At 74.0% G+C, this 23,171-nt stretch carries 27 protein-coding genes; 18 read left to right on the top strand and 9 right to left on the bottom strand.

The window, feature by feature from the left end; translation table 11 throughout:
• Positions 1-45: 45 nt before the first annotated feature.
• The 3 genes from ACFYON_RS22475 to ACFYON_RS22465 are packed head-to-tail and all read right to left on the bottom strand — an operon-like array spanning position 46 to position 3,232.
• Entirely contained in the window at positions 46-1,383 is a 1,338-nt protein-coding gene (locus ACFYON_RS22475) for a hypothetical protein (protein ID WP_354873623.1), read from the bottom strand.
• Positions 1,380-2,198, bottom strand: coding sequence for a sugar phosphate isomerase/epimerase family protein (locus tag ACFYON_RS22470; protein WP_354873625.1), 819 nt, complete (start codon positions 2,196-2,198; stop codon positions 1,380-1,382). The genes ACFYON_RS22475 and ACFYON_RS22470 overlap by 4 nt, the downstream gene beginning before the upstream one ends.
• Positions 2,198-3,232: a zinc-binding dehydrogenase gene (locus tag ACFYON_RS22465; protein ID WP_354873627.1), complete on the bottom strand. Its 1,035-nt coding sequence runs from the start codon at positions 3,230-3,232 to the stop codon at positions 2,198-2,200. The genes ACFYON_RS22470 and ACFYON_RS22465 overlap by 1 nt, the downstream gene beginning before the upstream one ends.
• A 121-nt stretch (positions 3,233-3,353) precedes the next feature.
• Here ACFYON_RS22465 and ACFYON_RS22460 point away from each other — a divergent pair, with 121 nt between their 5' ends.
• From ACFYON_RS22460 to ACFYON_RS22445, 4 genes are all read left to right on the top strand, one after another.
• Positions 3,354-4,745, top strand: coding sequence for an extracellular solute-binding protein (locus ACFYON_RS22460; RefSeq protein ID WP_354873629.1), 1,392 nt, complete (start codon positions 3,354-3,356; stop codon positions 4,743-4,745).
• Positions 4,742-5,701 (top strand): sugar ABC transporter permease, encoded by a 960-nt coding sequence (locus ACFYON_RS22455; protein ID WP_354873631.1) that lies wholly within the window; start codon positions 4,742-4,744, stop codon positions 5,699-5,701. The genes ACFYON_RS22460 and ACFYON_RS22455 overlap by 4 nt, the downstream gene beginning before the upstream one ends.
• Positions 5,701-6,567, top strand: coding sequence for a carbohydrate ABC transporter permease (locus tag ACFYON_RS22450; protein ID WP_354873633.1), 867 nt, complete (start codon positions 5,701-5,703; stop codon positions 6,565-6,567). Before ACFYON_RS22455 ends, ACFYON_RS22450 begins: the two co-directional genes overlap by 1 nt.
• Positions 6,568-6,648: 81 nt before the next feature.
• Complete coding sequence (locus ACFYON_RS22445) at positions 6,649-7,254, top strand: class I SAM-dependent methyltransferase (RefSeq protein WP_354873635.1); 606 nt, start codon at positions 6,649-6,651, stop codon at positions 7,252-7,254.
• Positions 7,255-7,317: 63 nt separating this feature from the next.
• Here the strand turns inward: ACFYON_RS22445 and eccB are convergent, their stop codons facing one another.
• Complete coding sequence (eccB, locus tag ACFYON_RS22440; RefSeq protein ID WP_354873637.1) at positions 7,318-8,730, bottom strand: type VII secretion protein EccB; 1,413 nt, start codon at positions 8,728-8,730, stop codon at positions 7,318-7,320.
• Positions 8,731-8,921: 191 nt separating this feature from the next.
• On the opposite strand from eccB, the gene ACFYON_RS22435 reads away from it, so the two are divergent.
• The 13 genes from ACFYON_RS22435 (at position 8,922) to ACFYON_RS22375 (ending at position 19,332) form a co-directional block, all read left to right on the top strand.
• A complete protein-coding gene (locus tag ACFYON_RS22435) occupies positions 8,922-9,191 on the top strand; it encodes a metal-sensitive transcriptional regulator (RefSeq protein WP_354873639.1) in 270 nt (89 codons plus the stop codon).
• A gap of 170 nt (positions 9,192-9,361) precedes the next feature.
• A complete protein-coding gene (locus tag ACFYON_RS22430; RefSeq protein ID WP_354873641.1) occupies positions 9,362-10,759 on the top strand; it encodes an MBL fold metallo-hydrolase in 1,398 nt (465 codons plus the stop codon).
• A gap of 86 nt (positions 10,760-10,845) precedes the next feature.
• Complete coding sequence (locus ACFYON_RS22425; protein ID WP_354873643.1) at positions 10,846-11,427, top strand: rhodanese-like domain-containing protein; 582 nt, start codon at positions 10,846-10,848, stop codon at positions 11,425-11,427.
• Entirely contained in the window at positions 11,424-12,317 is an 894-nt protein-coding gene (locus tag ACFYON_RS22420; RefSeq protein WP_354873645.1) for a sulfite exporter TauE/SafE family protein, read from the top strand. Before ACFYON_RS22425 ends, ACFYON_RS22420 begins: the two co-directional genes overlap by 4 nt.
• Positions 12,256-12,864 carry a class I SAM-dependent methyltransferase gene (locus ACFYON_RS22415; protein WP_354873647.1) on the top strand — a complete coding sequence of 203 codons (609 nt, stop codon included), beginning with the start codon at positions 12,256-12,258 and terminating at the stop codon, positions 12,862-12,864. The genes ACFYON_RS22420 and ACFYON_RS22415 overlap by 62 nt, the downstream gene beginning before the upstream one ends.
• Before the next feature lie 82 nt (positions 12,865-12,946).
• Positions 12,947-13,657, top strand: coding sequence for a spermidine synthase (locus ACFYON_RS22410; protein ID WP_354873649.1), 711 nt, complete (start codon positions 12,947-12,949; stop codon positions 13,655-13,657).
• A 72-nt stretch (positions 13,658-13,729) separates the two neighbouring features.
• Positions 13,730-13,909, top strand: coding sequence for a hypothetical protein (locus tag ACFYON_RS22405; protein WP_354873651.1), 180 nt, complete (start codon positions 13,730-13,732; stop codon positions 13,907-13,909).
• Between the two features lie 101 nt (positions 13,910-14,010).
• Positions 14,011-15,690 carry a long-chain-fatty-acid--CoA ligase gene (locus tag ACFYON_RS22400; protein ID WP_354873653.1) on the top strand — a complete coding sequence of 560 codons (1,680 nt, stop codon included), beginning with the start codon at positions 14,011-14,013 and terminating at the stop codon, positions 15,688-15,690.
• 47 nt (positions 15,691-15,737) lie between these two features.
• Entirely contained in the window at positions 15,738-15,956 is a 219-nt protein-coding gene (locus tag ACFYON_RS22395) for a hypothetical protein (RefSeq protein WP_354873655.1), read from the top strand.
• Between the two features lie 49 nt (positions 15,957-16,005).
• The gene (locus ACFYON_RS22390) at positions 16,006-17,097 is read left to right on the top strand and encodes a winged helix DNA-binding domain-containing protein (protein ID WP_387189199.1); all 1,092 of its coding nucleotides are present in this window, start codon (positions 16,006-16,008) and stop codon (positions 17,095-17,097) included.
• A 15-nt stretch (positions 17,098-17,112) separates the two neighbouring features.
• Entirely contained in the window at positions 17,113-17,667 is a 555-nt protein-coding gene (locus tag ACFYON_RS22385) for an AAA family ATPase (RefSeq protein WP_354873659.1), read from the top strand.
• Positions 17,664-18,434 (top strand): maleylpyruvate isomerase N-terminal domain-containing protein, encoded by a 771-nt coding sequence (locus tag ACFYON_RS22380; RefSeq protein ID WP_354873661.1) that lies wholly within the window; start codon positions 17,664-17,666, stop codon positions 18,432-18,434. Before ACFYON_RS22385 ends, ACFYON_RS22380 begins: the two co-directional genes overlap by 4 nt.
• Positions 18,435-18,564: 130 nt before the next feature.
• Entirely contained in the window at positions 18,565-19,332 is a 768-nt protein-coding gene (locus ACFYON_RS22375) for a methyltransferase domain-containing protein (protein ID WP_354873663.1), read from the top strand.
• Here ACFYON_RS22375 and ACFYON_RS22370 read toward each other — a convergent pair whose 3' ends face one another.
• From ACFYON_RS22370 to ACFYON_RS22355, 4 genes are all read right to left on the bottom strand, one after another.
• Positions 19,333-19,500 carry a hypothetical protein gene (locus ACFYON_RS22370; protein WP_387189198.1) on the bottom strand — a complete coding sequence of 56 codons (168 nt, stop codon included), beginning with the start codon at positions 19,498-19,500 and terminating at the stop codon, positions 19,333-19,335.
• 90 nt (positions 19,501-19,590) lie between these two features.
• Positions 19,591-20,235, bottom strand: coding sequence for an alpha/beta fold hydrolase (locus ACFYON_RS22365; RefSeq protein ID WP_387189197.1), 645 nt, complete (start codon positions 20,233-20,235; stop codon positions 19,591-19,593).
• 39 nt (positions 20,236-20,274) lie between these two features.
• Positions 20,275-21,129, bottom strand: a complete 855-nt coding sequence (locus ACFYON_RS22360) for a DUF1152 domain-containing protein (protein WP_387189196.1) — start codon at positions 21,127-21,129, stop codon at positions 20,275-20,277.
• Between the two features lie 72 nt (positions 21,130-21,201).
• Entirely contained in the window at positions 21,202-21,783 is a 582-nt protein-coding gene (locus tag ACFYON_RS22355; protein WP_387189195.1) for a carboxymuconolactone decarboxylase family protein, read from the bottom strand.
• A 63-nt stretch (positions 21,784-21,846) separates the two neighbouring features.
• Between ACFYON_RS22355 and ACFYON_RS22350 the strand changes: the two genes are divergently transcribed.
• Positions 21,847-22,503: an HAD family hydrolase gene (locus tag ACFYON_RS22350; RefSeq protein WP_387189194.1), complete on the top strand. Its 657-nt coding sequence runs from the start codon at positions 21,847-21,849 to the stop codon at positions 22,501-22,503.
• Here the strand turns inward: ACFYON_RS22350 and ACFYON_RS22345 are convergent, their stop codons facing one another.
• Complete coding sequence (locus ACFYON_RS22345) at positions 22,504-23,157, bottom strand: NAD(P)-dependent oxidoreductase (RefSeq protein ID WP_387189193.1); 654 nt, start codon at positions 23,155-23,157, stop codon at positions 22,504-22,506. It abuts the gene before it with no gap.
• Positions 23,158-23,171 lie beyond the last annotated feature (14 nt).

Genomic DNA, 23,171 nt, shown 5'->3' with positions numbered 1-23,171 from the left:
CCGCACGCCACCGGTGGGCGTCGGCGCACCCGGCGCCCACCGGTGTCACTCCTGGGCGAGCGCGTCGAGCACCAGCGCGGCCGTCCAGCTGAACGCCGGTGAGCCGAGACCGGCGCCGGTGTCCGGGTGGAAGTACTCGTGGCAGCCGGCCCGGTCGACCAGGTCGAGCATCGACTCGCGCAGCCCGTCGGCCAGGTCGGCCCGGCGGTGGGTACGCAGTCCCTGCCAGAGCAGCCAGCCGGTGTTGATCCAGCTCGGGCCGCGCCAGTAGCGCAGCGGCTCGAAGTCCGGTGCGGTGCGGTCGTACGTGGGCAGCGGCCGGTCCATCCGGGCGGCCAGCCCGAAGCGCGGCGAGCACGCCTCGGCCAGCAGCGCGGACACCTGCGCCGCAGGCAGCTCGGGCAGCGCCAGAGGCATCAGCCCGAGCACGGTCCGGGCGGGCACGAGCCGGTCGGTGCGCACGTCGCGGGGACGGAACGTGCCGGCGACCGGATCCCACAGGCGGGCCACGAGCGCCTCGGTGATCCGGGCGCCCCGGTCGCGGTGCGGGCCCGGGTCGGCGCCGACCACGGTGGCGATGCGGGCCAGCGCGTACTCGGAGACGCCCAGCGCGGCGTTCACGAGCGGGCACTCCACCAGGAACGGGTGCCGGCCGAGCAGGCCCTCGTCCCGGTAGCGGCCGGCCCGGTAGGACTCCACCAGCGCGACGTAGCGCGCGTAGTCCAGGTCGGTGGGGCGCTGCGCGGCGTCGGCGTGCGCGGTGTCGTGCCGGCGGTACGCGCGCATCACCGCCTCGTCGGCGGGTACCCCGGCCAGCGACGCGTCCCAGGCCGGGCTGTTGTCCAGTCCGGACTCCCACGGGTGCGCGATCGCGGCCAGCCCGCCGCCCCCGGCGTCGCGTCTCCCGGTCAGGTAGCGCTGCTGCGCGACAAGCCTCGGGTAGAGCCGGCGCAGCGCGGCCACCGACGCCTCGCCGGGCGCGCTGCGGTGCACCAGCCAGGCGGCCGGGGCGTGCACCGGCGGCTGGACGATCCCGGAGGTGGCCCGGGCCGGTGCGCCGTCGGCTCGGGCCGAGTCCCAGAACTGCGGTCCGGGGAAGTACGGCCCGGCGCGCGAGGCCGGATTGAACACGATGTGCGGCACCCGCCCGTCGACCCACTGCGCGGCGAACAGCGTGCGCAGCTCCCGCCAGGCCCGGTCCGGGCGGATGTGGGCCAGGCCGATCGCGATGAACGCGGAGTCCCAGCTCCACTGGTGCGGGTAGAGCGTGCGGGAGGGGACGGTGTGGTCGTGTTCCCAGTTGGCGTCCAGGGTGGCCAGCGCGAGGCGGCGCAGCCGGGCGTGCCGGTCGGCACCGGCGCGTACCCCGGTGGTCAGCGTCATGCGGCGGCCCGCCGGGGACGGGCCTGGGCCAGCGCGGTGGCGGCCTGGCGCAGCGCGGCGACCGGCTCGCCGCGCAGCCGGCACTCCAGCGCCAGCCAGCCGGAGTAGCCGATCGCGTCGAGCGTGGCCAGCAGCGCGCCCCAGTCGAGGTGCCCGGCGCCGGGCTGGTGCCGGTTGGAGTCGCTGACCTGCACGTGCCCGAGGTACGGCGCGGCGGCGCGCAGCGCGGCGTGCGGGTCGTCCTCCTCGATGTTCATGTGGTACGTGTCGGCGGCCACCCGCAGCGCCGGCGACCCGACCGCCCGGCACAGCTCGACCGCCTGGTCGAGCCGGTTGACCATGTGGTCCTCGTACCGGTTGAGCGGTTCGAGGAACACCGTCACCCCTTCGGCGCGGGCGTGCCCGGCCAGCTCGCCCAGGGCGTCGACGAGCACATGCCGGTCGTGCTCGGGTGAGCGGGGCGGCTCGAACGGGGGCAGCCGGCGGGAGAACATGCCCCACGCGGCCGGCGTCATCGCGCCGGCGCCGCCCAGCTCGGCGATCACCGAGAGCTGGGAGCGCAGGTTGTCCACCGCGTCGCGGGAGCGGGCCGGGTCGAAGTCGCCGATGAAGTGGTCCATCTCGACGCAGACGGTCGGCATGACCACCCCGGCGGCGCGGGCGCGGCGCAGCTCCGGCAGCCGCCGGGCCAGAGCGTGGTCGCCCCGGCCGCGCAGCTCGATGCCCTGGTAGCCGAGGGAGACGGCGAGGGCGTACTTCTGGGTCAGGTCGGTGCCGGGAAGCAACTGCTCCTGGCAGGCCAGCGGAATGTCCATCAGAACCTCAGCACCACTTGGAGGACGTCACCGTCACCGCGGTCGAGCAACGCCAGGGCGTCGGCCACCGCGCCCGCGTCGACGACGTGGCTCACCAGCGGCAGCGGGTCGACGCTGCCCTCGGCCACCAGGTCCATGAAGGTGTCCGCGATCCGTGTCCCGGACCACCGGCCGGCCGTGCCGGGTGCCGGGTCCGGCCCGGAGACCTGTGCGGCCACGAGCTGGATCCGGTTGTGGTGGAACTCCTCGCCGAGTTCCAGCCCGTGGGCGTACCCCTGGTAGAAGCCGGCCGCGACGACGCGGCCGGCGTGGGCGGTGGCGCGGATCGCCTCGTGCAGCGCCGGGTACGACCCGGACAGCTCCAGGCAGACGTCGGCGCCCCGGCCCTCGGTGGCGGCCCGCAGCGTGGCGGCGGGCGAGTCGGCGGCGTCGACCACCCGGCGGGCGCCGAGCCGGGTGGCGTGCGCGAGCCGGCCGGGCATCCGGTCGACGGCGACCACGCGGGCACCGGAGAGCGCGGCGAGTCGCGTGCCGAGCAACCCGATCACGCCCTGCCCGAAGACGCCCACCCAGTCGCCCAGATGCAGGTCACCGGCGAGCACTGCGGTCAGCGCGATGGCGCCGGGCCGGGCGAACACGGCGGCGAGCGGGTCGAGGCCGGGCGGCAGCGGACGCGCGGCCGTCGCGGGGAGCACCGCCTCGGCGCGGTGTCCCCAGATGCCCCAGACGAGCTGGCCGGGCCGCCGCCCGGCCACGTCGGGGGCGACCTCGACGATCTCGCCGACCTCCTCGTATCCGAAACCCACCACCGGGTACGCGGGCGCGGCCTGCCGGGGCACGAACATGCGGGCGCCGGCGTCCCAGTCCTTGCGCAGACGCGGATTGCTGCCCCGGTAGAGCGTCAGTTCGGTGCCGGCGGAGATGCCCGAGTAGCGGGTGCGGACGCGGACCTGGCCCGGACCGAGCCGGTCCGTGGGGCAGGGCTCCAGGCGTACGTGCCGGGGCCCGGCCAGAGAGACAACCCAGTTGCTCATGGCGTCGCTCCGAAGAAAGTGCCGGCCCCGATTCTAACCCAAAAAATGGGCATATGTGATTAGATTGATGAATCGAAGGGTATTAGCGGCAGGCCGTACTCTTTCGAGAGGAGTGCCACCGATGTCATCACCCTCCACGCGGCGGCTCGCAATCAGCCTGATCCTGGCACTGACCGGGACCGGCATGGCCGCATGCAGCGACGACGGGCAGAAATCCGACAGTTCGCAGATCACCGTCTGGAGCCTGGAAGACGTGGCGGACCGCGTCGCCGCCACCAAGGCGATCATCGCCGACTACACCGCCAAGACCGGCGTCAAGGTCAACCTGGTCACCGTCAACGAGGACCAGTTCCCGTCCCTGATCGCCTCCAGCGCCGCCGCCGGTGACCTGCCCGACGTGGTCGGCTCGGTGTCGCTGGCCGGGGTGCGCACGCTGTCCACGAACGAACTGGTCGACGCCGACGCCAACGGCGCCGTGATCGACCGGCTCGGCCGGGACACGTTCACGCCACGCGCGCTGGAACTCACCGGCGACGGCGGCAAGCAGCTCGCCGTGCCCAGCGACGGGTGGGGCCAGCTGCTGGTCTACCGCAAGGACCTGTTCGCCGCCGCCGGCCTGCCGGCACCCGACACGTACGAGAAGATCGCCGCCGCGGCGGCGAAGCTGAACACCGGCGGCGTCGCCGGCATCACCGCGGCCACCTCCCCCGGCGACGTGTTCACCCAGCAGACGTTCGAGCACCTGGCGCTGGCGAACAACTGCCGGCTCACCGACGACTCCGGCAAGGTCACGCTCGACTCCCCCGAGTGTGTCGAGGCGTTCCGCTTCTACGGCGACCTGATGCGGAACAACTCGGTCAAGGGGGCCCAGGACGTCGACACCACCCGGGCCACCTACTTCGCCGGCAAGGCGGCCATGCTGATCTGGTCGCCGTTCATCCTCGACGAGCTGGCGGGGCTGCGCGCCGACGCCCGCCCCACCTGCCCGCAGTGCCAGTCCGATCCGGCCTGGCTGGCGAAGAACAGCGGTTTCGTCACCGCGATCAAGGGCCCGAACGGCACCGAGCCGGCCCAGTACGGCGAGGTCAGCTCCTGGTCGGTGCTCGACGGCGCGGCCGACCCGGCGAAGTCGTTCGTGGAGTACATGCTCTCCGACGGCTACCCGCGCTGGTTCGGCATGTCCCCCGAGGGGCGTTTTCCGGTGCGCACCGGCACCCCGGAGGACAAGCAGAAGTTCCGCACCGCCTGGAACACCAGCCCGGCCGGCGTGGACACCAAGAAGCCGCTGTCCGAGGTGTACGGCGAGGACGTGCTCGCCACGTTGCGAGAGAGTCCCGACACGTTCCAGCGCTGGGGCCTGACCGAGAACCAGGGCAAGCTGGTCGGCGCGATCCTGGGTGAGCTGCCGGTGCCCAAGGCGCTCGCCGACGTGATCGGCGGTAAGTCCGACGCCCGTGCCGCCGCCGAACGCGCCCGCAAGGACGTCGAGGCGATCGCCAAGGGCGTCAATTGACCACCACCGCGCCGGAGGCCGGTCGCTCCCCCGCACCGGAGCGACCCCGCCGACCCGGCCGACGCCCGCTGACGCTGCGCCGCCGCGAGTCCCGCGCCGGGCTCGCGCTGGTCACCCCGACCCTGCTCGTCGTGATCGCGGTGATCGGCATACCCATCGTCTGGACCGTGGTGCTGGCCTTCCAACGGGTACGCCTGGCCACCCTGCGCAAGACCGGCCTGTTCGGCGAACTGACGCTGGACAACATCGACCGGGTGCTGCACACGCCCGGATTCGCCGACACGCTCTGGACCACTGTGCTCTACAGCGTCGGCGGCACCGTCGGCTCGATAGTGGTCGGCCTGGTGGCGGCGCTCGCCGTACGCGGGCCGTTCCGGGGCCGCACGCTGGTCCGCGCGTCCATGCTGCTGCCGTACGTGGCGCCGGTGGTCGCCATGACGTTCGTCTGGCAGGTGATGCTGGACCCGCAGCTCGGCATCGTCAACGACTGGGGGCGGCGCTTCCTCGGCTGGGACTCCCCGGTGCCGTTCCTGTCCCAGGAGTCCACCGCGCTCTGGACGGTGATCGCGTTCGAGGCGTGGCGCTACTTCCCGTTCGCGTTCCTGTTCCTGCTGGCCCGGCTCCAGGCGGTGCCCGGCGAGTTGGAGGAGGCCGCCCGGGTCGACGGGGCCACACCCACCCAGCGGTTCCGGCACATCCTGCTGCCACAGCTCATGCCGGTGATGGCGCTGATCGGGGTGCTGCGCTTCATCATGACGTTCAACAAGTTCGACGACGTCTACCTGCTCACCGGCGGCGCGGCCGGCACCGAGGTGGTGAGCGTCCGGGTCTACCAGTTCCTCACCGCCCGCACGGACATCGGCGCGGCCGCCGCCCAGGCCGTCGTGCTCGCCGTGGTGCTGCTCGTGTTCGTGGCCATCTACCTGCGCTTCTTCGGCGCGCGACGGGAGGCGTGATGGACCGGGACCGGATCGAGACGGTGAGCCTGCGCTGGCTGCGCCGGCTGGTGATCGCCGGGTTCCTGGTGGTCACGCTGCTGCCGTTCTGGTACATGCTGGTGCTGTCGGTACGCCCGATCGAACGCCTGCTGCTCGAACCCGGCTCGCTCTGGGTGCCGTTCGGCGAACTGACCGTCGCCACGTACGCCGAGGTGCTGAAGTCCGTCTCCGACGGCGGACAGGGCTTCCTCACGTTCATCCGCAACAGCGGCCTGGTGGCGGTGGCCGCCACCGCGCTCACCCTGGTGATCGCCATTCCCGGCGCGTACGCGGTGTCCCGCCTGCGGTTCTTCGGCCGCCGGCAGGTCAGCGCGCTGTTCCTGGCGGTCTACCTGTTCCCGTCGATAGTCATCGCGATCCCGCTGTTCGTGGTCTTCAGCCGGGCCGGGCTGCGCGGGTCGCTGACCGGCCTGGTGCTCGTCTACATCTCGCAGACGCTGCCGGTGTCGGTCTACATGCTGAAGAACTACTTCGAGACCATCCCGGTCAGTCTGGAGGAGTCGGCGGCGATCGACGGCGCCGGCCGGCTCGGCATCATCCGCCGGGTCAGCCTGCCGCTGGCCGCGCCGTCGGTGATGGCCGTCGCGCTGTACGACTTCATGATCGCCTGGAACGAGTACCTCTTCGCGCTGCTGTTCCTGGTCGACCGGCCGGACCGGTGGACCGTGTCGCTGGGGCTGTCGCTGCTGGCCGACGGCGTCGAGGTGCCCAAGACCGTGCTGATGGCCGGCTCGGTCATCCTCACGCTGCCGATCGTGGTGCTGTTCTTCGCCGGGGAGCGGCTGCTCACCGAAGGGCTCACCAGCGGCGCCGAGAAGGGCTGAGCGACGTGCCGGCGGCGCTGGCCGCCGGCACGTTCCCGGCGCTCGCCTGACCGGCGGCACAAGATCAGTTACGGTGGCCTCATGGCCAAGCCGACCCGCTGGGTGACCGACACGAAGCCCGGACACTCACAGTGGTACGTGGACCGGTTCCGCCAGCTCGCCGCCGAGGGCGCCGACCTGGCCGGTGAGGCACGGCTGCTGGACGCGCTCGTGCCGCCCGGCGGCCGCGTCCTGGACGCCGGCTGCGGCACCGGCCGGGTCGCCGGGGCGCTCGCCGCGCGCGGGCACGACGTCGTGGGCGTGGACGCCGACCCGACGCTCGTCGAGGCGGCCCGCGCCGACCACCCCGGCCCCCGCTTCCTGGTCGCCGACCTGGCCGAGCTGGACCTGGCCGCCCAGGGCGAGGCCGAGCCGTTCGACGCCGCGGTGCTGGCCGGCAACGTGATGGTCTTCGTCGCCCCCGGCACCGAACGCGACGTGCTGGGGCGCGTCGCCGCGCACGTGCGCCCGGACGGCCTGGTGGTGGTCGGGTTCGCCACCGACCGCGGCTACCCGGTGGCCGACCTGGACGCCGACGCGGTGGCCGCCGGGCTGCGCCCCGAGCACCGCTTCGCCACCTGGGACCTGCGGCCGTGGCGGGACGACGCCGACTTCGCGGTGACGGTGCTGCGCCGCCCCGCCGGCTGACCCGCTCCCCACCGCCGGCCTCCCGGCCACCGCCCGGGCGGTCGAGCGCTGCCGCCCGGCCGGTCAGGCGGGTGCGGCCACCGTGCGGGCGGCCTCCGGGTCGAGCGGGCCGCCGGCCGGCAGCAGGTCGACCAGGCCCGCCGGCAGCCGCGCCGGGCGCACGTTCGCGTACCCGAGCATGCCCGGCACGTCCGCGCCGGCCAGCGCGTACCGCCGGCCCAGGTCGGTGACCAAGCAGATCGCGCCGCCGGTCGCGCCCGGCGCTGCCACCGCCTCCACGAGCGCCCCGCGCCCCGGCTCGACGACCACCTCGTCGGCCAGCCCGGACCGCCCGCCCGGCGTCCGTGCGGCGGCGGCCGGGTCCGGCATGGTGACGCCGAGGCGGATCTCGCGTACGCCGGTGTCGTCGCCGGCCCGCGCGCAGAGCGCACCCCCCTCGGCGGCGGCCAGCCCGGGCGGCACGGCGGGCGGCGCGGTCGGCCCGCCGGGCACCAGGCCGGGCAGTTTCGGCAGCGCGGCGAACCGGCCGAGCGTGATCGGTTCCGGCTCGCCCTGGCCGGTCCGGGCCAGCAGCAGCGCCGCCTGCAACTCGGTGATGCCGGCCAGGCCGCCGCGCTGGGCCACCGCGTACTGCCGCCCGCCGCCGGAGTTGCGCACCAGGTAGACGTCGCCCACGTTCGCGCCGGTGACCCGCTCGGACGGCTCACCGAGGTCACCCACCGGCGGCGGAGCAAGGTCGGCGCCGGCCGGCAGCGTGTTCAGCAGCGCCGCCGCGACCGGCACCGCCCGCTCCCGGGTGGCGGCCAGCGCGGCCAGCACCCGGTCGGTGTCGCGCAGCAGGTAGCGCCGGTCGTGCCAGAGCAGGTGCAGGCCGCCGTCCGGGTGCCGGACGAGCAGGCCCTGGTCGCCGAGCACCCGGCCGCCGGTGGCCGTCCGTCCGATCAGCAGCACCGAGCGGGCCTCGTCGCGCCCCGCCGCCGGACGCCCGGCCTCCCCGCGTCCGGCCTCGTCGCCGGTGACCGAACAGAGCGTCCAGGCGTCGCGGACCAGCCGGTCCGGGGCGGGCAGCGAGTCCGGCGCGTCGGCGATGCCCAGCGGCAGGCCGCGCGGCACGCCGTCGATGGCGCGCCGGCTGACCAGCACCGTCTTCGGCCGTTCCGCCCCGATGATCAGCAGCGCGGAGGCGTAGTTGAGCACCGGGTGCAGCCTGTCGTCGCGGTAGACGAACCGCGCCCCCGACTCCTTCTCCACGATCACCGCGCCGGTCTCCCGCCAGGAGTCCCCGCCGCCGGTGAACAGGCCGTAGAGCGCGACACCGCCGAGCGCGATCGCCGCGACCAGGACGCTGGCCAGACCTGCTCCCGCCAGCCGGCGGAACGGCGACTGCGGCGGGTCCGTCTCCCGCATGACGAGCGCGGCGACCGCCCGCTGGACGGTGAACTGGTACGAGTGGAGCTGGTCCTGCCGCGACGCCATCGTGTCCCTTCCGCCGGGATCGCCGGCGCACAGGATAAGCGCTCCGTCGATGTCGCGGCGACCCTGCGTGTCCCCGCCCAGGCTGCGCCACCACCCCCGGAATGGATACCCCTGGGCGGCCCTGGCCGCCGCCTGATCCGGGTGGCGACATCAGTACCCCCTGGGGTATCGTCGAGTGCAGGAGGTGGGACGTGAATCTTCGACCCGAGATGACCGGCGAGGCGCTGACCCGGCTCAAGCGGGCCCGGGGGCAGCTCAACGCCGTCATCGAGATGATGGAGAACGGTGCGGACTGCCGCGCCGCGTTGACCCAGCTCGCCGCGGTCTCCAAGGCGATCGACCGGGCCGGCTTCAAGATCATCGCTTCCGGCATGCGCTACTGCGACACCGCCCGCCAGGCGGGCGAGGAGCCGGAGATGACCGAGGAGGAGCTGGAGAAGCTCTTCATGTCCCTGGCCTGACGGTCTCCCCGACCTGACGTTCCCCGCCCGACGGCGCCCGCACTGACCGGCTGGATCCCGTCCGCGCCGTGTGACGACGACGCGGGCGGGTAGACACATGCCTGGAGATCCCAGGCCGCAGACTACCACCCAAATACCCCCAGGGGTATATAGCTTAAGAGAGGAACGGCATGACTCTCGACGTGTCCGTCATCGCGACCTCCTCGCTCGGCGACCGCAGCTACCTCGCCTCCGACGGCCGGGTGGCGGTCGTGGTCGACCCGCAGCGCGACATCGACCGCATCCTGTACCTGGCCGGCGCCAAGGGCGTACGGATCACCCACGTGGTCGAGACGCACATCCACAACGACTACGTATCCGGCGGCCTGGAACTGGCCCGGATCACCGGCGCGCAGTACCTGGTGGCCGCCGCCGACACCGTCGATTTCGACCGGACCCCGGTGTCCGACGGCGACACCGTCGCGGTGTCGGACACGATGCGCCTCCGGGTGCTCGGCACCCCGGGCCACACGTTCCACCACCTGTCGTACGTGCTCGACGAGCACGACGGCGGCTGGACACCGGCCGGCGTGTTCACCGGCGGGTCGCTGCTGTTCGGCACCACCGGCCGCACCGACCTGCTCGGCAAGCAGCACGCGCACGAGCTGGCGCACCACCAGTACGCCTCGGCGCGCAAGCTGGCCGACCTGCTGCCCGACGGCGCGCAGGTGTGGCCCACCCACGGCTTCGGCAGCTTCTGCTCGGCCAGCCAGGCCGACGCCCCCGAGTCGACGATCGGCCGGGAGAAGGAGGCCAACCCGGTGCTGCGGCTGGCCGCCGACCAGTTCGTCACCGAGACGCTGGCCGGCCTGGACGCCTACCCGGCGTACTACGCCCACATGGGCGTCGCCAACGCCGCCGGTCCCGCCCCGGTGGACCTCACGCCGGTGGCCCGCGCCGAAGCCGACGAGCTGCGCCGCCGCATCGCCGCCGGCGAGTGGGTGGTCGACCTGCGCCACCGCAAGGCGTACGCCACCTCGCACCTGGCCGGCACCGTCAGCCTCGGCCTGGACGGGCCGATGTCGACGTGGCTGGGCTGGCTGATCGACTGGGGCACGCCGATCACGTTCCTGGCGCAGACCCGGGAGCAGGTCGCCGACGCCCAGCGGGAACTGGTCCGCATCGGCATCGACCGGCCGGCCGCCCAGGCCACCGGCGAGCCCGAGCAGTGGACCGCCGACCCGTCGCAGCTGCGGGAGATGGCGGTGGCCGACTTCCCGGCGCTCGCCGCCGCGCAGGCCGGGAACACCCCGGCCGGGCTGCCCGAGCCGCAGGTCGTCCTCGACGTGCGGATGACGAACGAGTGGAGGGCCGGGCACATCGACGGCGCGGTGCACGTGCCGCTGCCCGACGTGCCCAAGCGGCTCGCCGACATCCCCGACGGCACGATCTGGGTGCACTGCGGCTCCGGCTACCGGGCCACCGCCGCCGCGTCCCTGCTCGCCAACGCCGGCCGGGACGTGGTGCTGATCGACGACTCGTACGGCCGGGCCGAGGCGGCCGGCGTACGGATGGCACCCACCGCCTGACCTCTCCCCTGGCGCCCGGCCGGCGTGTCCCCACGCCGGCCGGCGCTGAACCCTGCCCGAGAACACCCCATTCAAGGAGACACCGCATGACCACGACCACCCCGACCATCGACGCGGCCGGCCTGCGTGAGCTGATCGCCGCCGGCCGTACGCCCCGGATGCTCGACGTGCGTACGCCGGGTGAGTTCGAGGCGGCGCACATCCCCGGCGCCTACAACGTGCCGCTGGACCTGCTCCGGGAGCACCGCGCGGAGCTGCGCGGCCACCTGGACGAGGACGTGGTGCTGATCTGCCGCTCCGGCGCCCGGGCCAGCCAGGCCGGGCAGGCGCTGGCCACCGTCGGCCTGCCCAACGTCAAGGTGCTCGACGGCGGCATGCTGGCCTGGCAGGCCACCAATGCCCCGGTCAACCAGGGCCGCGCCCGCTGGGACCTGGAGCGCCAGGTCCGCCTCGTCGCCGGCGCGATCGTGCTCGCCGCGATCGTCGGCTCGGTGTTCGTGCCGGGCCTGAAGTGGGTCGCCGCGTTCATCGGCGCGGGCCTCACGTTCGCCGCACTCACGAACACCTGCGCCATGGGCATGATGCTGAGCAAGCTGCCGTACAACCGGGGCGCGAGCTGCGACCTGGACACCATCGTGGGGCAGTTGCGCGACGGGGAACGCAGGTGACCACCCTCGCGCTGACGCTGGCCGGCGCGGTGCTGATCGGCGTGACGCTGGGCCTGCTCGGCGGCGGCGGGTCGATCCTCGCCGTGCCGCTGCTGGTCTACGTCGCCGACCTGCCCGCCAAGGAGGCGATCGCCACCTCGCTGCTCGTCGTCGGCGTGACCAGCGCCGTCGGCGTGCTGCCGCACGCGCGTGCGAACCGGGTCCGCTGGCGCACCGGGCTCGTCTTCGGCGTGGCCGGCATGACCGGCGCGTACGCGGGCGGCCGGCTGGCCGAGTTCGTCCCGGCCAGCATGCTGCTGACCGGGTTCGCCCTGATGATGCTCGCCACCGCGGTCGCGATGCTTCGGGGCCGCAGGTCCACCGACGGCCGCCCGGTGCCCGAACTGCCGATGCTGCGGGTGATCGGGGACGGCGTGGTCGTCGGTCTGGTCACCGGCCTGGTCGGCGCGGGCGGCGGCTTCCTGGTCGTACCCGCCCTGGCCCTGCTGGGCGGGCTGCCGATGCCGGTCGCGGTCGGCACCTCGCTGGTCGTGATCGCGATGAAGTCGTTCGCCGGGCTGGCCGGGTACCTGTCCAGCGTGCAGATCCACTGGGGGCTGGCCGCCGGGGTCACCGCCGCCGCCGTCGTCGGCAGCCTGCTCGGTGGCCGGCTCGCCGGCCGGATCCCGGCCGACCTGCTGCGCCGGGGATTCGGCTGGTTCGTCGTGGTGATGGGCGTGTTCGTGCTCGCCCAGCAGTTGCCGCCGGTCTGGGGACTCGCCCTGGGAGCGCTTGCCGTGGCCGGTACGGTCACCGTGGCGGTGTGGGGCCGCCGGAGGAGGGGACACAGTGGACAGCAACGTCTGGGACAGCCGGTACGCCGACACGCCCGGACTGGTGTGGAGCGCTGAGCCCAACCGTTTCGTGGTCGAGTCGGTCACCGGACTGACTCCCGGCTCAGCACTGGACATCGCCGCCGGCGAGGGCCGCAACGCGGTCTGGCTGGCCGGTCAGGGCTGGCGGGTCAACGCGGTGGACTTCTCCACAGTGGCCGTCGCGCGGGGGCGGGAACTGGCCGCCGCTCGTGGCGTCGCTGTCGACTGGCGGGTCGCGGACGTGACCGCGTACCGGCCGGTGCCGAACAGCTACGACCTGGTGCTGATCAGCTACCTGCACCTGCCCGCGCCCGAGTTCGCCGGGGTGCTCGCCGCGGCGAAGTCCGCGCTGCGTCCCGGCGGCACGCTGGTGGTGGTCGGGCACGACCTGGCCAACCTCTCCGGTGGCGTCGGCGGCCCGCAGGACCCGACCATCTTGCTGACGCCGGAGGCGGTGGTCGACGGGCTGGCCGGGCTGCGCGTGCGGCGGGCCGAGACGGCTCGTCGGCCGGTCCCGGCCGGCGACGGCGGCACCGTCGACGCGCTGGACACCGTCGTGGTGGCCACCCGTCCGGCCGGCTGACCGCCGGCCGGCGCCGTTCCGCCGGGCCGGGCCGGGGACCGGCCGGTAGCATCCCGGGGACGGATCGGCGGAGAGGACACGGGTGGGCGCGCGTTTCGAGGAACTGGCCTGGCGAGAGACGCCGATCGGCGAGATCAGCCTGCGGCGGCGCCGCGACCCGGCGCTGGAATCCGACGTGTACGAGGTGAAGCTCGACGACGAGTACCTCATGTCCAGCGCCTTCCCGGTCGCGGAGATCGAGCTGGCCCGCCTCGGACTGGCCCCGCTGACCGGTGACGCGCTGGACGTGGTGGTCGGCGGCCTGGGTCTCGGCTACACCGCGCGTACCGCGCTGGAGGATCCCCGGGTGCGGTCGCTGCTCGTGGTCGAGGCGATCGAGGACGTGATCGACTGGCACCGGCGGGATCTGCTGCCGTTCGCGGCCGGACTGGCCACCGACCCGCGTACCCGGTTCGTCCGGGCGGACTTCTTCGCCGCGGTCGCCGACGGCGGTTTCGACAGCGACGAGCCCGGGCGCCGCTTCCACGCGGTGCTCCTGGACGTGGACCACTCCCCTCGCCAGGTGCTGCACCCCAGCCACGCCGCGTTCTACACGGTCGACGGGCTGCGGCGGCTGGCCGCGCTGCTGCACCCGGAGGGCGTCTTCGCGCTGTGGTCGAACGACCCCCCGGACCCGGCGTTCCAGCGCACGTTGACCGAGGTGTTCCCGACCTCGGTGGCGCACGTCGTCCGGTTCCCGAACCCGCTGCAGGGCCGGGAGGCGGCGAACACCGTGTACGTGGCCCGGCACTGATCCACCGGCGGCGGCATGGCCGCGCGACCAGCGGGAAAGCGGGCGGCCCACCGGACGACGGGAGGCTGGGACATGCGCGCGTTGCTGTGGGTGGTCGGCGTGGCCGCCGGCGTGATCATCCTGCTCGGGCTGCTGCTGGAGGCGGTGCGCTGGCTCGTCGTCATCGGCGTCATCGCGCTCGCCGCGGTGATCGTCGTCGGGATCGTGAAGGGCCGGCGGGTGGTGCACCAGCACTCGACGCGCCGCCGCTGACCTGCGCCGAATGTGACAGACCCGGCAACCTACGTAAGCGTAGGTTACCCAGCGGTCACGTTAGGCTGGGGGCGTCATCCGCGCGACGAGGAGTAACGGCGATGGACGCGACCACCCAGCGACCCTGGACCCGTAGCTACGCACCCGGCGTCCCGGCCGACATCACCGAGCCGGACGGCTCGCTCGTCGACCTGCTCACCGAGGCGGCCGGGCGGTTCGGCCCCCGGGTCGCGCTCGACTTCTACGGCGCCACCACCACGTTCGCCGAGCTGGCCGACCAGGTGTCCCGCGCCGCCGAGGCGCTGCGAGGGCTCGGCGTCGGGCCGGGCGACCGGGTCGCGCTGGTGCTGCCGAACTGCCCGCAGCACGTGGTCGCCTTCTACGCCGTGCTGCGCCTCGGCGCGGTGGTCGTCGAGCACAACCCGCTCTACACCGCCGACGAGCTGGACCGGCAGCTCACCGACCACGGCGCCGCCGTCGCGATCGCATGGGATAAGGTCGCGCCGCTGGTGGCGGGACGCGGCGCCGTGCGTACCGTGGTGTCGGTCGACCTGACCGCGGCGCTGCCGCGACTCAAGCGGTGGGCGCTGCGGGCGCCGCTGCCGAAGGTCCGCGCCGCCCGCGCCGCGATGACCGCCCCCGCGCCCGGCGCGCTGCCCTGGTCGGAGCTGGTCGCCGCCGCCGGGCCGCTGCCCGCCGGGCATCCCGCGCCGGAGGCCGGCGACGTGGCGTTGCTCCAGTACACCGGCGGCACCACCGGCGAGCCCAAGGGCGCGGTGCTGACCCACCGCAACCTGCGCGCCAACGCCGCGCAGGGCCGGGCGTGGGTGCCGGGCCTGCGCGACGGCGCGGAGACCGTGTACGCGGTGCTGCCGCTGTTCCACGCCTACGGGCTCACCCTCTGCCTCACCTTCGCGGTGAGCATCGGGGCGACACTGGTGCTGTTCCCCCGCTTCGACGCCGACCAGGTGCTCGACGCGGTCCGCCGCCGCCCGCCGACGTTCCTGCCCGCGGTGCCGCCGGTCTACGCGAAGCTGGCCACCGCCGCCCGGGAGCGCGGCGTCGACCTCACCTCCATCCGGTACGCGCTGTCCGGCGCGATGTCGCTGCCACCGGCCACCGTGGAGCTGTGGGAACAGGTGACCGGCGGCCTGCTGGTCGAGGGGTACGGCATGACCGAGACGTCCCCGATCACCGTCGGCAACCCGGTCGCGCCGACCCGCCGACCCGGCACGGTCGGGGTGCCGTTCCCCTCCACCGACGTGCGCATCGTCGACCCGGAGGACCCGTCCCGCGACCGCGCTCCCGGCGAGGCCGGCGAGCTGCTGGTGCACGGCCCGCAGGTGTTCTCCGGCTACTGGCACCGGCCGGAGGAGACGGCGAAGGTGCTGCTGCCGGGCGGCTGGATGCGTACCGGCGACATCGTCACCATGGACGCCGACGGCTTCATCACGGTGGTCGACCGGATCAAGGAACTGATCATCACCGGCGGCTTCAACGTCTACCCGTCCGAGGTCGAGGAGGCGTTGCGCCGCGTCCCCGGCGTACGCGAGGCCGCCGCCGTGGGGATGCCCACCGACGACGGTGAGGAGGTCGTCGCCGCGGTGGTGGTCGACCCGGCGGTGGCCGCCAGCCCGGAGGCGATCCGGACCTCGTGCCGCACCCACCTGGCCGGCTACAAGGTGCCGCGCCGGGTCGTGATCGTCGACGAGCTGCCGTACTCCCAGATCGGCAAGATCCTGCGCCGCGAGGTCCGCGAACGGCTGCTCGCCGGCCGCTGACCCGGTCGCCCGTTTGACGTCGCCGCGGCAGGGGTAGACGAGCGTCCATGGTGGATTCACGGGGCAAGTCAGTCGGTCGTTACCTCATGCGTCTGGTCGGCGGCGTGGCCGTCATCCTGGGCCTGCTCGGCATCTTCGGCACGCTCGCCGAGGGCAACCTGGTCGGGATCGTGCTCAGCCTCGTGTTCATCGGAGGCGGGGTGTTCCTGCTCAAGCGCTCCGGCCCCGACCGGCGGACGGACGCGGCGCCGCGCGCCGTCCGCTGACACACCGCGCCGCGCCGAAATCGTCAGTGCCGCCGCTTACGCTGTGTCGGTGGTCGACAGTCGTCAGGTGGTGAACTTCCGGGTCCGGGCTCAGCAGCTCGATCGGGCGCAGGGCACGCTCGCCGACACCGCGGTGCTCGACATCGGCGTTCAGGACACCGGCCCCGACGGGGGCCGGTGGGCGCTCGCGACGCGCGGTGTCGACGTGACCCCGCTGTCCGGAGACGATCTGGTCCTGCTCTGGACCGTACGCGGCGCCCCGCACCTCTACCGCCGCGCCGACGTGGGCGCGGTGGCCGCCGCGGTCGAGCCGTTCTCCGACGCCGACGCGGGCAAGCGCATCTACGACGCGGCGAAGCCGTTGAAGGCGGCGGGCATCGGCATCGTCGCCGCGCTCGACGAGGTGGCCGCGCGGATGCGGGAGATCGTCGGCAGGCCGACGGTCAAGGGCGAGGTCTCCGGGCGGCTCGCCGAGGTGATGCCGGAGCCCTACCTGCGGTTCTGCCGGCCGTGCAACGCGACCCACCTCTACGAGATGCCGTTCCGGCTGGCCGCCGTGCGCGCCGGCCTGGAGTTGCGGCTGGACACGTCACCGCCGGTCCTGGAACGCATCCGCGGCTTCCGTCCCGCCGCCACGCCCGGCGACCGGTTCGAGCTCATCGGCGCCTACCTGCGGCTGCTCGGCCCGGCCACCCCGAAGCACGTGGCCGACTATCTCGACGCCCCGGTCAAGGAGGTCAAGGCCCGCTGGCCGGGCGACGCCGTCGAGGTGAGCGTAGACGGCGAGACGCGCTGGATCCTGGCCGCCGACGAGGAGGCGCTGACGTCGGCCGAGACGACGACGACGCGCCTGCTCGGCCCGTTCGACCTGTTCCTCCAGGCGAGGGACCGGGCGACGCTGGCGCCGGACGCGGCTCGTGCGAAGGAGCTGTGGCCGGTGCTGGGCCGCCCCGGCGCCGTGCTGGCCGACGGTGAGCTGGTCGGCACCTGGCGGCCGCGCAAGTCGGGCCGGTCGTTCACCGTCGCCGTTCAGCAGTGGCGCAAGCTCACCGGCGGCACACGCGACGCGGTGGTCGCGGAGGCCGAGCGCCTCGCCGCGTACCGGGGCGTGCCGCTGGCCGGCGTCGACTTCGCCGCGTGATGGCATCATGATCGCGTGATCATCTGGCTCAACGGTGCTTTCGGCGTCGGCAAGACGACCACCGCGCGGCTGCTCACGAGCGCGCTGCCGGACGCGCGGCTGTTCGACCCGGAGTTCCTCGGCACGATGCTCACCGCGTTCGTCACCTCCCCCACCGGCGACTTCCAGGACCTGCCACTGTGGCGTCACCTCGTCGTGCAGACGGTCACCGGGTTGGACCGGCACCACGCGGGCGTCTGGATCGTGCCGATGAGCCTGCTCGACCCGGCGTACCGCGCGGAGATCCTCGGTGGCATCCGCGCCGCGGGGGTCGACCTCCGCGAGGTGGTGCTCACCCTGCCCGAGGACCGGTTGCGGGCCCGGATCGACGCCGACCAGGTCGAGGTCGGCGCGCACGCCTGGCGGCACGACCACGTCGCCCGGGCGCTCGCCACGTTCGCATCAGTGACCGACGCCCGTCTGATCGACGCCACCGCACCGCCCGAGCAGGTGGCCGACGCCGTCGCCGCGCACGTACGCGGCGAAACTCGCTGTCGGGCCGCCACGCACACTGGTAGACAGCCGGGGTGACCGAACCCCTGACGTTTTCCGACCGGCTGCGGCTGATCGACGACCGGGCGGCCGCGTTCCGGGAAGCGGTCGCCGCCGCGCCGGACCTCGACGCCCCGGTGCCGACCTGCCCCGAGTGGACGCTGTTCGACCTGGCCCGGCACATCGGTGAGGGACGCCGCTCGTGGGCGGCCACCGTCACGGCCGGTCCCGAGGCGTCCGGACGGGCCGCGCCGGACGGGCCGGGCGCGCCCCGGGAGCGTACCGCGCTGCGGGACTGGCTGGCCGAGTCCACCGAGCGGCTGCTGGTCGCGCTGCGCGACGCCGGACCCGATCGTGGCTGCTGGACGTGGTGGGACACGTCGCAGTCGCCGCAGACCTGCGGCGCCGTCGCCCGGCACCAGCTCCAGGAGATCGCGGTGCACACCTACGACGCGCAGCTCACCGTGGGCGCGCCGCAGCCGGTGCCGGTCGAGGTGGCCCTCGACGGCGTGGAGGACTTCCTGTTCACCTGCTGCGCGACCACGGTGCCGTGGCCGTACGAGCCCGCCGTCCTCGACTACCACGTCACCGAGGGCGGATCCTGGCGCGTGCGGCTCTCCCCCGACGGCGTACGGGTCACCCGCCTGCTCGCCGGAACCGATGCGGGCCCGGCCGACACCGCCGCCAGTTCCAGCGCCGGTGATCTGGTCCTGGCCTTCTACGGCCGGATACCGCTGGACGCGCTCACCATCGAGGGCGACCGGCGCGTGCTCGACCGGATCGCGGCGTGGGACCCGGACGCGTAGCCCGCCCACGTCACCGGTGGGCGAACTGGACGCCACCGTGTCGTAGGAGGTGCGGGTGTCGTCCAGCCAGCCGCGCTCGGTCACTTACGATAGCCGGGCGCGAGCGGACGATCGTGGGAGGATGGCCGGCATGCCGGGTCGTGCGTTGAGCTTCGGAGCGGCCGCGCAGGCGTACGAGCGTTTCCGCCCCGGCTATCCCGAGGAACTGGCCGACCTGGTGCTGGCGTACGCGGACCGTCCCGTCCGGACCGCCGTGGAGATCGGGGCCGGGACCGGCAAGGCCACCCGCCTGTTCGCCCGGCGCGGCATCACGGTCACCGCCACCGACCCGGACCCCGCGATGCTCGCCGAGCTGCGCCGGCACGTCCCGGCCGAGGTGCGGGTCCGGCAGGCAGCGTTCGAGCAGTTGCGCGCCGACGAGCTCCACGACCTGGTGTACGCGGCGGCGGCGCTGCACTGGACGGACCCGGACCGGCGGTGGGAGCGGATCGCCGGGCTGCTCACGCCCGGCGGCGTGTTCGCCTCGTTCGGCGGCCCGCTGCGGCTGGCCGACCCGGCGCTGCGCGACGCGGTGGCCGCGGCCCGGTCCGAGTTCCTCGCCGACGACGAGATCCCGTCGCCGGACGGGACGTCACCGGAGGCCGGGATGCAGTGGCCCGGCACCGAGCTGCGCGCGTCCGAGTGGTTCGCCGACGTGCGCCAGTCGGAGATCGAGCGACGGATCACCATGAGCGCCGACGACTACGTCGGTCTCCTGTCGACCGTCTCGGCCTATCTCGAACTGCCACCACCGGTGCGCGAGCAGGTGCTCCGCCGCGTCCGCGACGTGCTGCCCGGCACGGTCGAGGTCACCGCCGACGTCACGGTCCACCTGGCGCGGCGGACGTCGCGGCCCTGATCACGCGGCCCACGAGGGCCGCCAGACCGGCCCGGTCAGCGGCGGCAGGCCCGCGAAGTGGCGGATCACCGGTCGCAGCCCCGGGTGCGGGCCGGTCCGGGGCAGCATCAGGTTGATCGTCGGCCCACTCGCCGCGATCACCGTGTCCGGGGTGCTGCTGCTCGCCACGCCGCTGCTGCTGCCGACCCGCCGGCACACGCGCGACCCGGAGCCCGCACGCCCGGCCGCTGCGGTCTCCCGAACCCGGCGGCCGGACGGTCAGACCGCCAGGTAGGCGGCCAGCCGGTCGGCGAGCGGACCGGGATGGCTGAGCGTCACCGCGTGACCGCCGTCGATCTCGTCCGGAACCACGCCGAGCCGGTCGGCGGCCACCCGGCGTTGGAAGTCGGCGGGGAAGAACCGGTCGTCGCGGCCGATCAGCACCCTCGTCGGCACATCCGGCCAGGTGGCCGACGGCCACGGCTCGTCCCACTCCGTGCTGACCTGCTCCCGGGCGTGCGCCGGCGCCTCGGCGACGATCTCGGCCGGCACGCCGTTGTAGAACTGCTGCTCCTCGCTGAGCCCGTCCGGCTCGCGGTAGCCGGTGTTGCCCCACCAGTCCCCCGGCTTCTCACCGGGCCGCGGGATCATCGGGGTGAGCAGGACCAGCAGGCGCACCGGCAGCCGGTCGGCGACCAGCGGTGCGGTGAACGCGCCGTACGAGTGCCCGACCACCACCAGGTCGTCGCGGTCGCCGACGGCGTCGATCACCGTCCGGCGGAACTCGGCGAACCCCGCCGAACGGTCCCCGATCGGCAGCTCCGGCACCACTGTGTCGTGACCCCGGGCGGCCAGCTCGGGGACGACCCGATGCCAGTCCCACGCACTGCCTCCGCCACCGTGGATGAGTACGAACGTCGTCATGCCCGGACCCTCCCACACCGGTACGACATGCCCTGGCCGTCAGTGCGGAAACGCCCGCGGGACCCGGGTGGCCCGCAGCTCGTCGCGGAACGCCTCGATCCGGGTGACGACCTGGCGCCGCCCGATCGTGTTCTCGATCCGGTCGAGGTAGAGGCAGCGAGCGGCGAGCCGGGGCAGGTCGACGGAGAAGTAGATCGCCATGAGGGGGTTGACGAACAGGTCGCCGTGGCCGGTGCGCCGGCTGAACCGTACGTCTCCGCACGTGCCGCCGGTGGCGGCGGCGATCTGCCCCTGGACGATGCTCGGCCGGTGCGGGGTGGCGGCCTGGGCCTGCGCGACCGCCTCGCGGTAGAGCACCGCCTCGCGGCTGGAGCCCGGAATGGACAGCGCGCCGAGGTAGCCGCCCTCCCGGTCGAGCGCGGCCAGGTTCTCCAGCACCTCGACGTGGTTGACACCGTCGTGCGCGTCGATGCCGAACCCGAGGCTGCTCACCAACCGGACCGGCACGTCCAGCCCGGCCACGGCGGCCAGGCTGGTGATGTCCTCCACCGGGGTGCCCAGGCCGCTCTCGTCGCCACGCAACAGGATGTCGGTGCCGCCGTCGACGAGCACGATCGCGTCGAGGTCGAGCCGGTCGACCAGGTGCCGGTACGCCTCGCGCAGCGGCTGCACGCCCAGCGGCGGAAAGGCGTACACGGTCGACGGCAGGTCGCGGCCGGCCAGCCAGCGGGCCAGGTGCGCCCGCTTGCCGGCCTGCCACAGCGCCAGCGCCAGCGGCAGGCCGGCGTACACGTCGAAGCCGCCACCGGCGCCGGCGATCAGGACGTCACGTGCCGGGGCCAGGGCGGCGAACAACGGCGGAACGGCCAAGGTGTACGCGGCGGCGTCGGTCACCAGATGATGATCTCCGGTCACCTGGCGGGCCGCTGCCCCGAGGCGGCCCGGCCGAGGCACGGGCGCGCTCGTTCAGACCGGGCGGCCGAACGTCACCGCCTCCCGTACGAGCCGTGGCGCCTTCTCCGCCAGTTGCGCGTCCGGCCGCGCGCCGAGCGCGTCGTTGACAGTGGAGAAGGCCAGCCGGAACGCGATCAGCGTGGTCGCCTCGAAGATCTCCCGGTCGCTCAGGCCGGCGTCGCGCAGGCGTCGCGCGTCGGCGTCGGTGGTGGCGTTCGGGTCCGTCACGACCCGGCGGGCCCAGTCGGCCAGCGCCGTCTCCCGCGCGGACAGGTCCGCCTCGTCGCCGCGCAGCACCCCGGCGGCGGTCGCCTCGTCGCTCATCCCGGCCAGCCGCGCGCCCCAGGCCAGCGCGCAGTACGAGTCACCGCGGGCGGCGGCGGTGGCGGTGACCAGCACGGCCACCTCCCGCGAGGACAACGTGGACTCGGACAGCAACTCGGTGCGCGTGTTCTGGAACGACATCAGCACGTCCGGACGCCAGCACCAGACGCGGGTGAGGTTGTTGACGTAGCCGTCCGCGGCGAGGTCGTCCTCGTACGCGGCTTTCGCCGCCGGACTCTGCGGCGGTTCGGGGAGGAAGGCGGAATTCATGCGGGCAGTCTGCGCCACCCGGGCCGCCCCCCACAGGCTGATCAACGACAGTACGATCCGCGGATGATCCGGGCGGTGTTCTTCGACGTGGGCGGGACGATCCTCGACGAGACGCGCGAGTTCGCGACCTGGGCGGACTGGCTCGGCGTACCGAGGCACACGTTCTCCGCGGTCTTCGGCGCGGTGATCGCCCGCGGGCTGGACTACCAGGAGGTGTTCCGGGCCTTCCGGCCCGACTTCGACCTCACCGCCGAACTCGCCCGCCGGGTCGCGGCCGGCGACCCGGAGTCGTTCGGCGCCGACGATCTCTACCCGGACGCGCGGGCGTGCCTGGCCGCCCTGCGGGAGCAGGGACTGCGCGTCGGCCTGGCCGGCAACCAGCCGGAGCACGCCGAGGCGACGCTGCGGGCGCTGGACCTGGCGGTCGACGTGATCGGCACATCGGCGGCATGGGGCGTGGCGAAACCGGCGCCGGAGTTCTTCGACCGGGTCGTCCGCGAGGGCGGCGGCGACGCGTCGGCGATCCTGTACGTCGGTGACCGGCCGGACAACGACGCCGCCCCGGCGATGGCCGCCGGCATGACCGCGTGCCTGATCCGGCGCGGACCGTGGGGCCACATCCTCGACATGCCGGACGTGGCCGACCGGTGCCTGTTCCGCATCGACTCACTGAACGAGCTGCCGGACCTGGTCGCGCGGCACAACGCGGCGGACGGCTAGCTAGCCGAACACGGAGACCCGGGTGCGGTGGTGGCGCGGCGACTCGATCTCGTCGACCACCGCGACCGCCAGATCGGCGTACGACAGGTGCGCCGACGCCGGGGCCTGCTCGCCGCCGAGTCGGTAACGGCCGGTGCGAGCGCCGTCCACGTCGAGCGCGGCGGGCGGGGTGAGCACCAGCCAGTCGACTGTGGTGTCCGCCGCGCGGAGCCGGTCCAGGCCGGCGGCGTGGCTGAGCGCGAACGGCCGCAACTCGGCGGGCAGGACGGCCGGGTCGTCGTAGAGGGGCCGGCCGTGCGCGTCGGTGAGCGTGGCGAACAGGCCGACCGCCACGAGCCGCGGCACACCTGAGCGGGCCAGGCCGTGCAGCAGCGCGTCGGCCGCGCGGACGAAGAACTCCGGATCGAGGCCGGCGGCGGCGAGCGCCTCCGGACCGGAGGCCGGGCTGACCGCGTGGACGACGGCGTCGTGCCCGTACCCGATGGAGGCGACCGCCTCCGGGTCGGTGACGTCGCCGCGTACCGCGGAGGTGAGGTCGGGGTGGCGGGCGAGGTCGCGGACCACCGGGGTGACGCGGTGGCCGCGGCGGTGTGCCTCGGCGGTGACGGCACGGCCGGCGCGGCCGCCCGCGCCGAGGACGGCGATGCTGGTCATGGCGCGACGCTAGA

This window comes from Micromonospora sp. NPDC005686 (genome assembly GCF_042871665.1).
GTDB lineage: Bacteria > Actinomycetota > Actinomycetes > Mycobacteriales > Micromonosporaceae > Micromonospora.
Note: the sequence above shows the minus strand (reverse complement) of the source record. Positions and strands in the feature narration are given on the sequence as shown.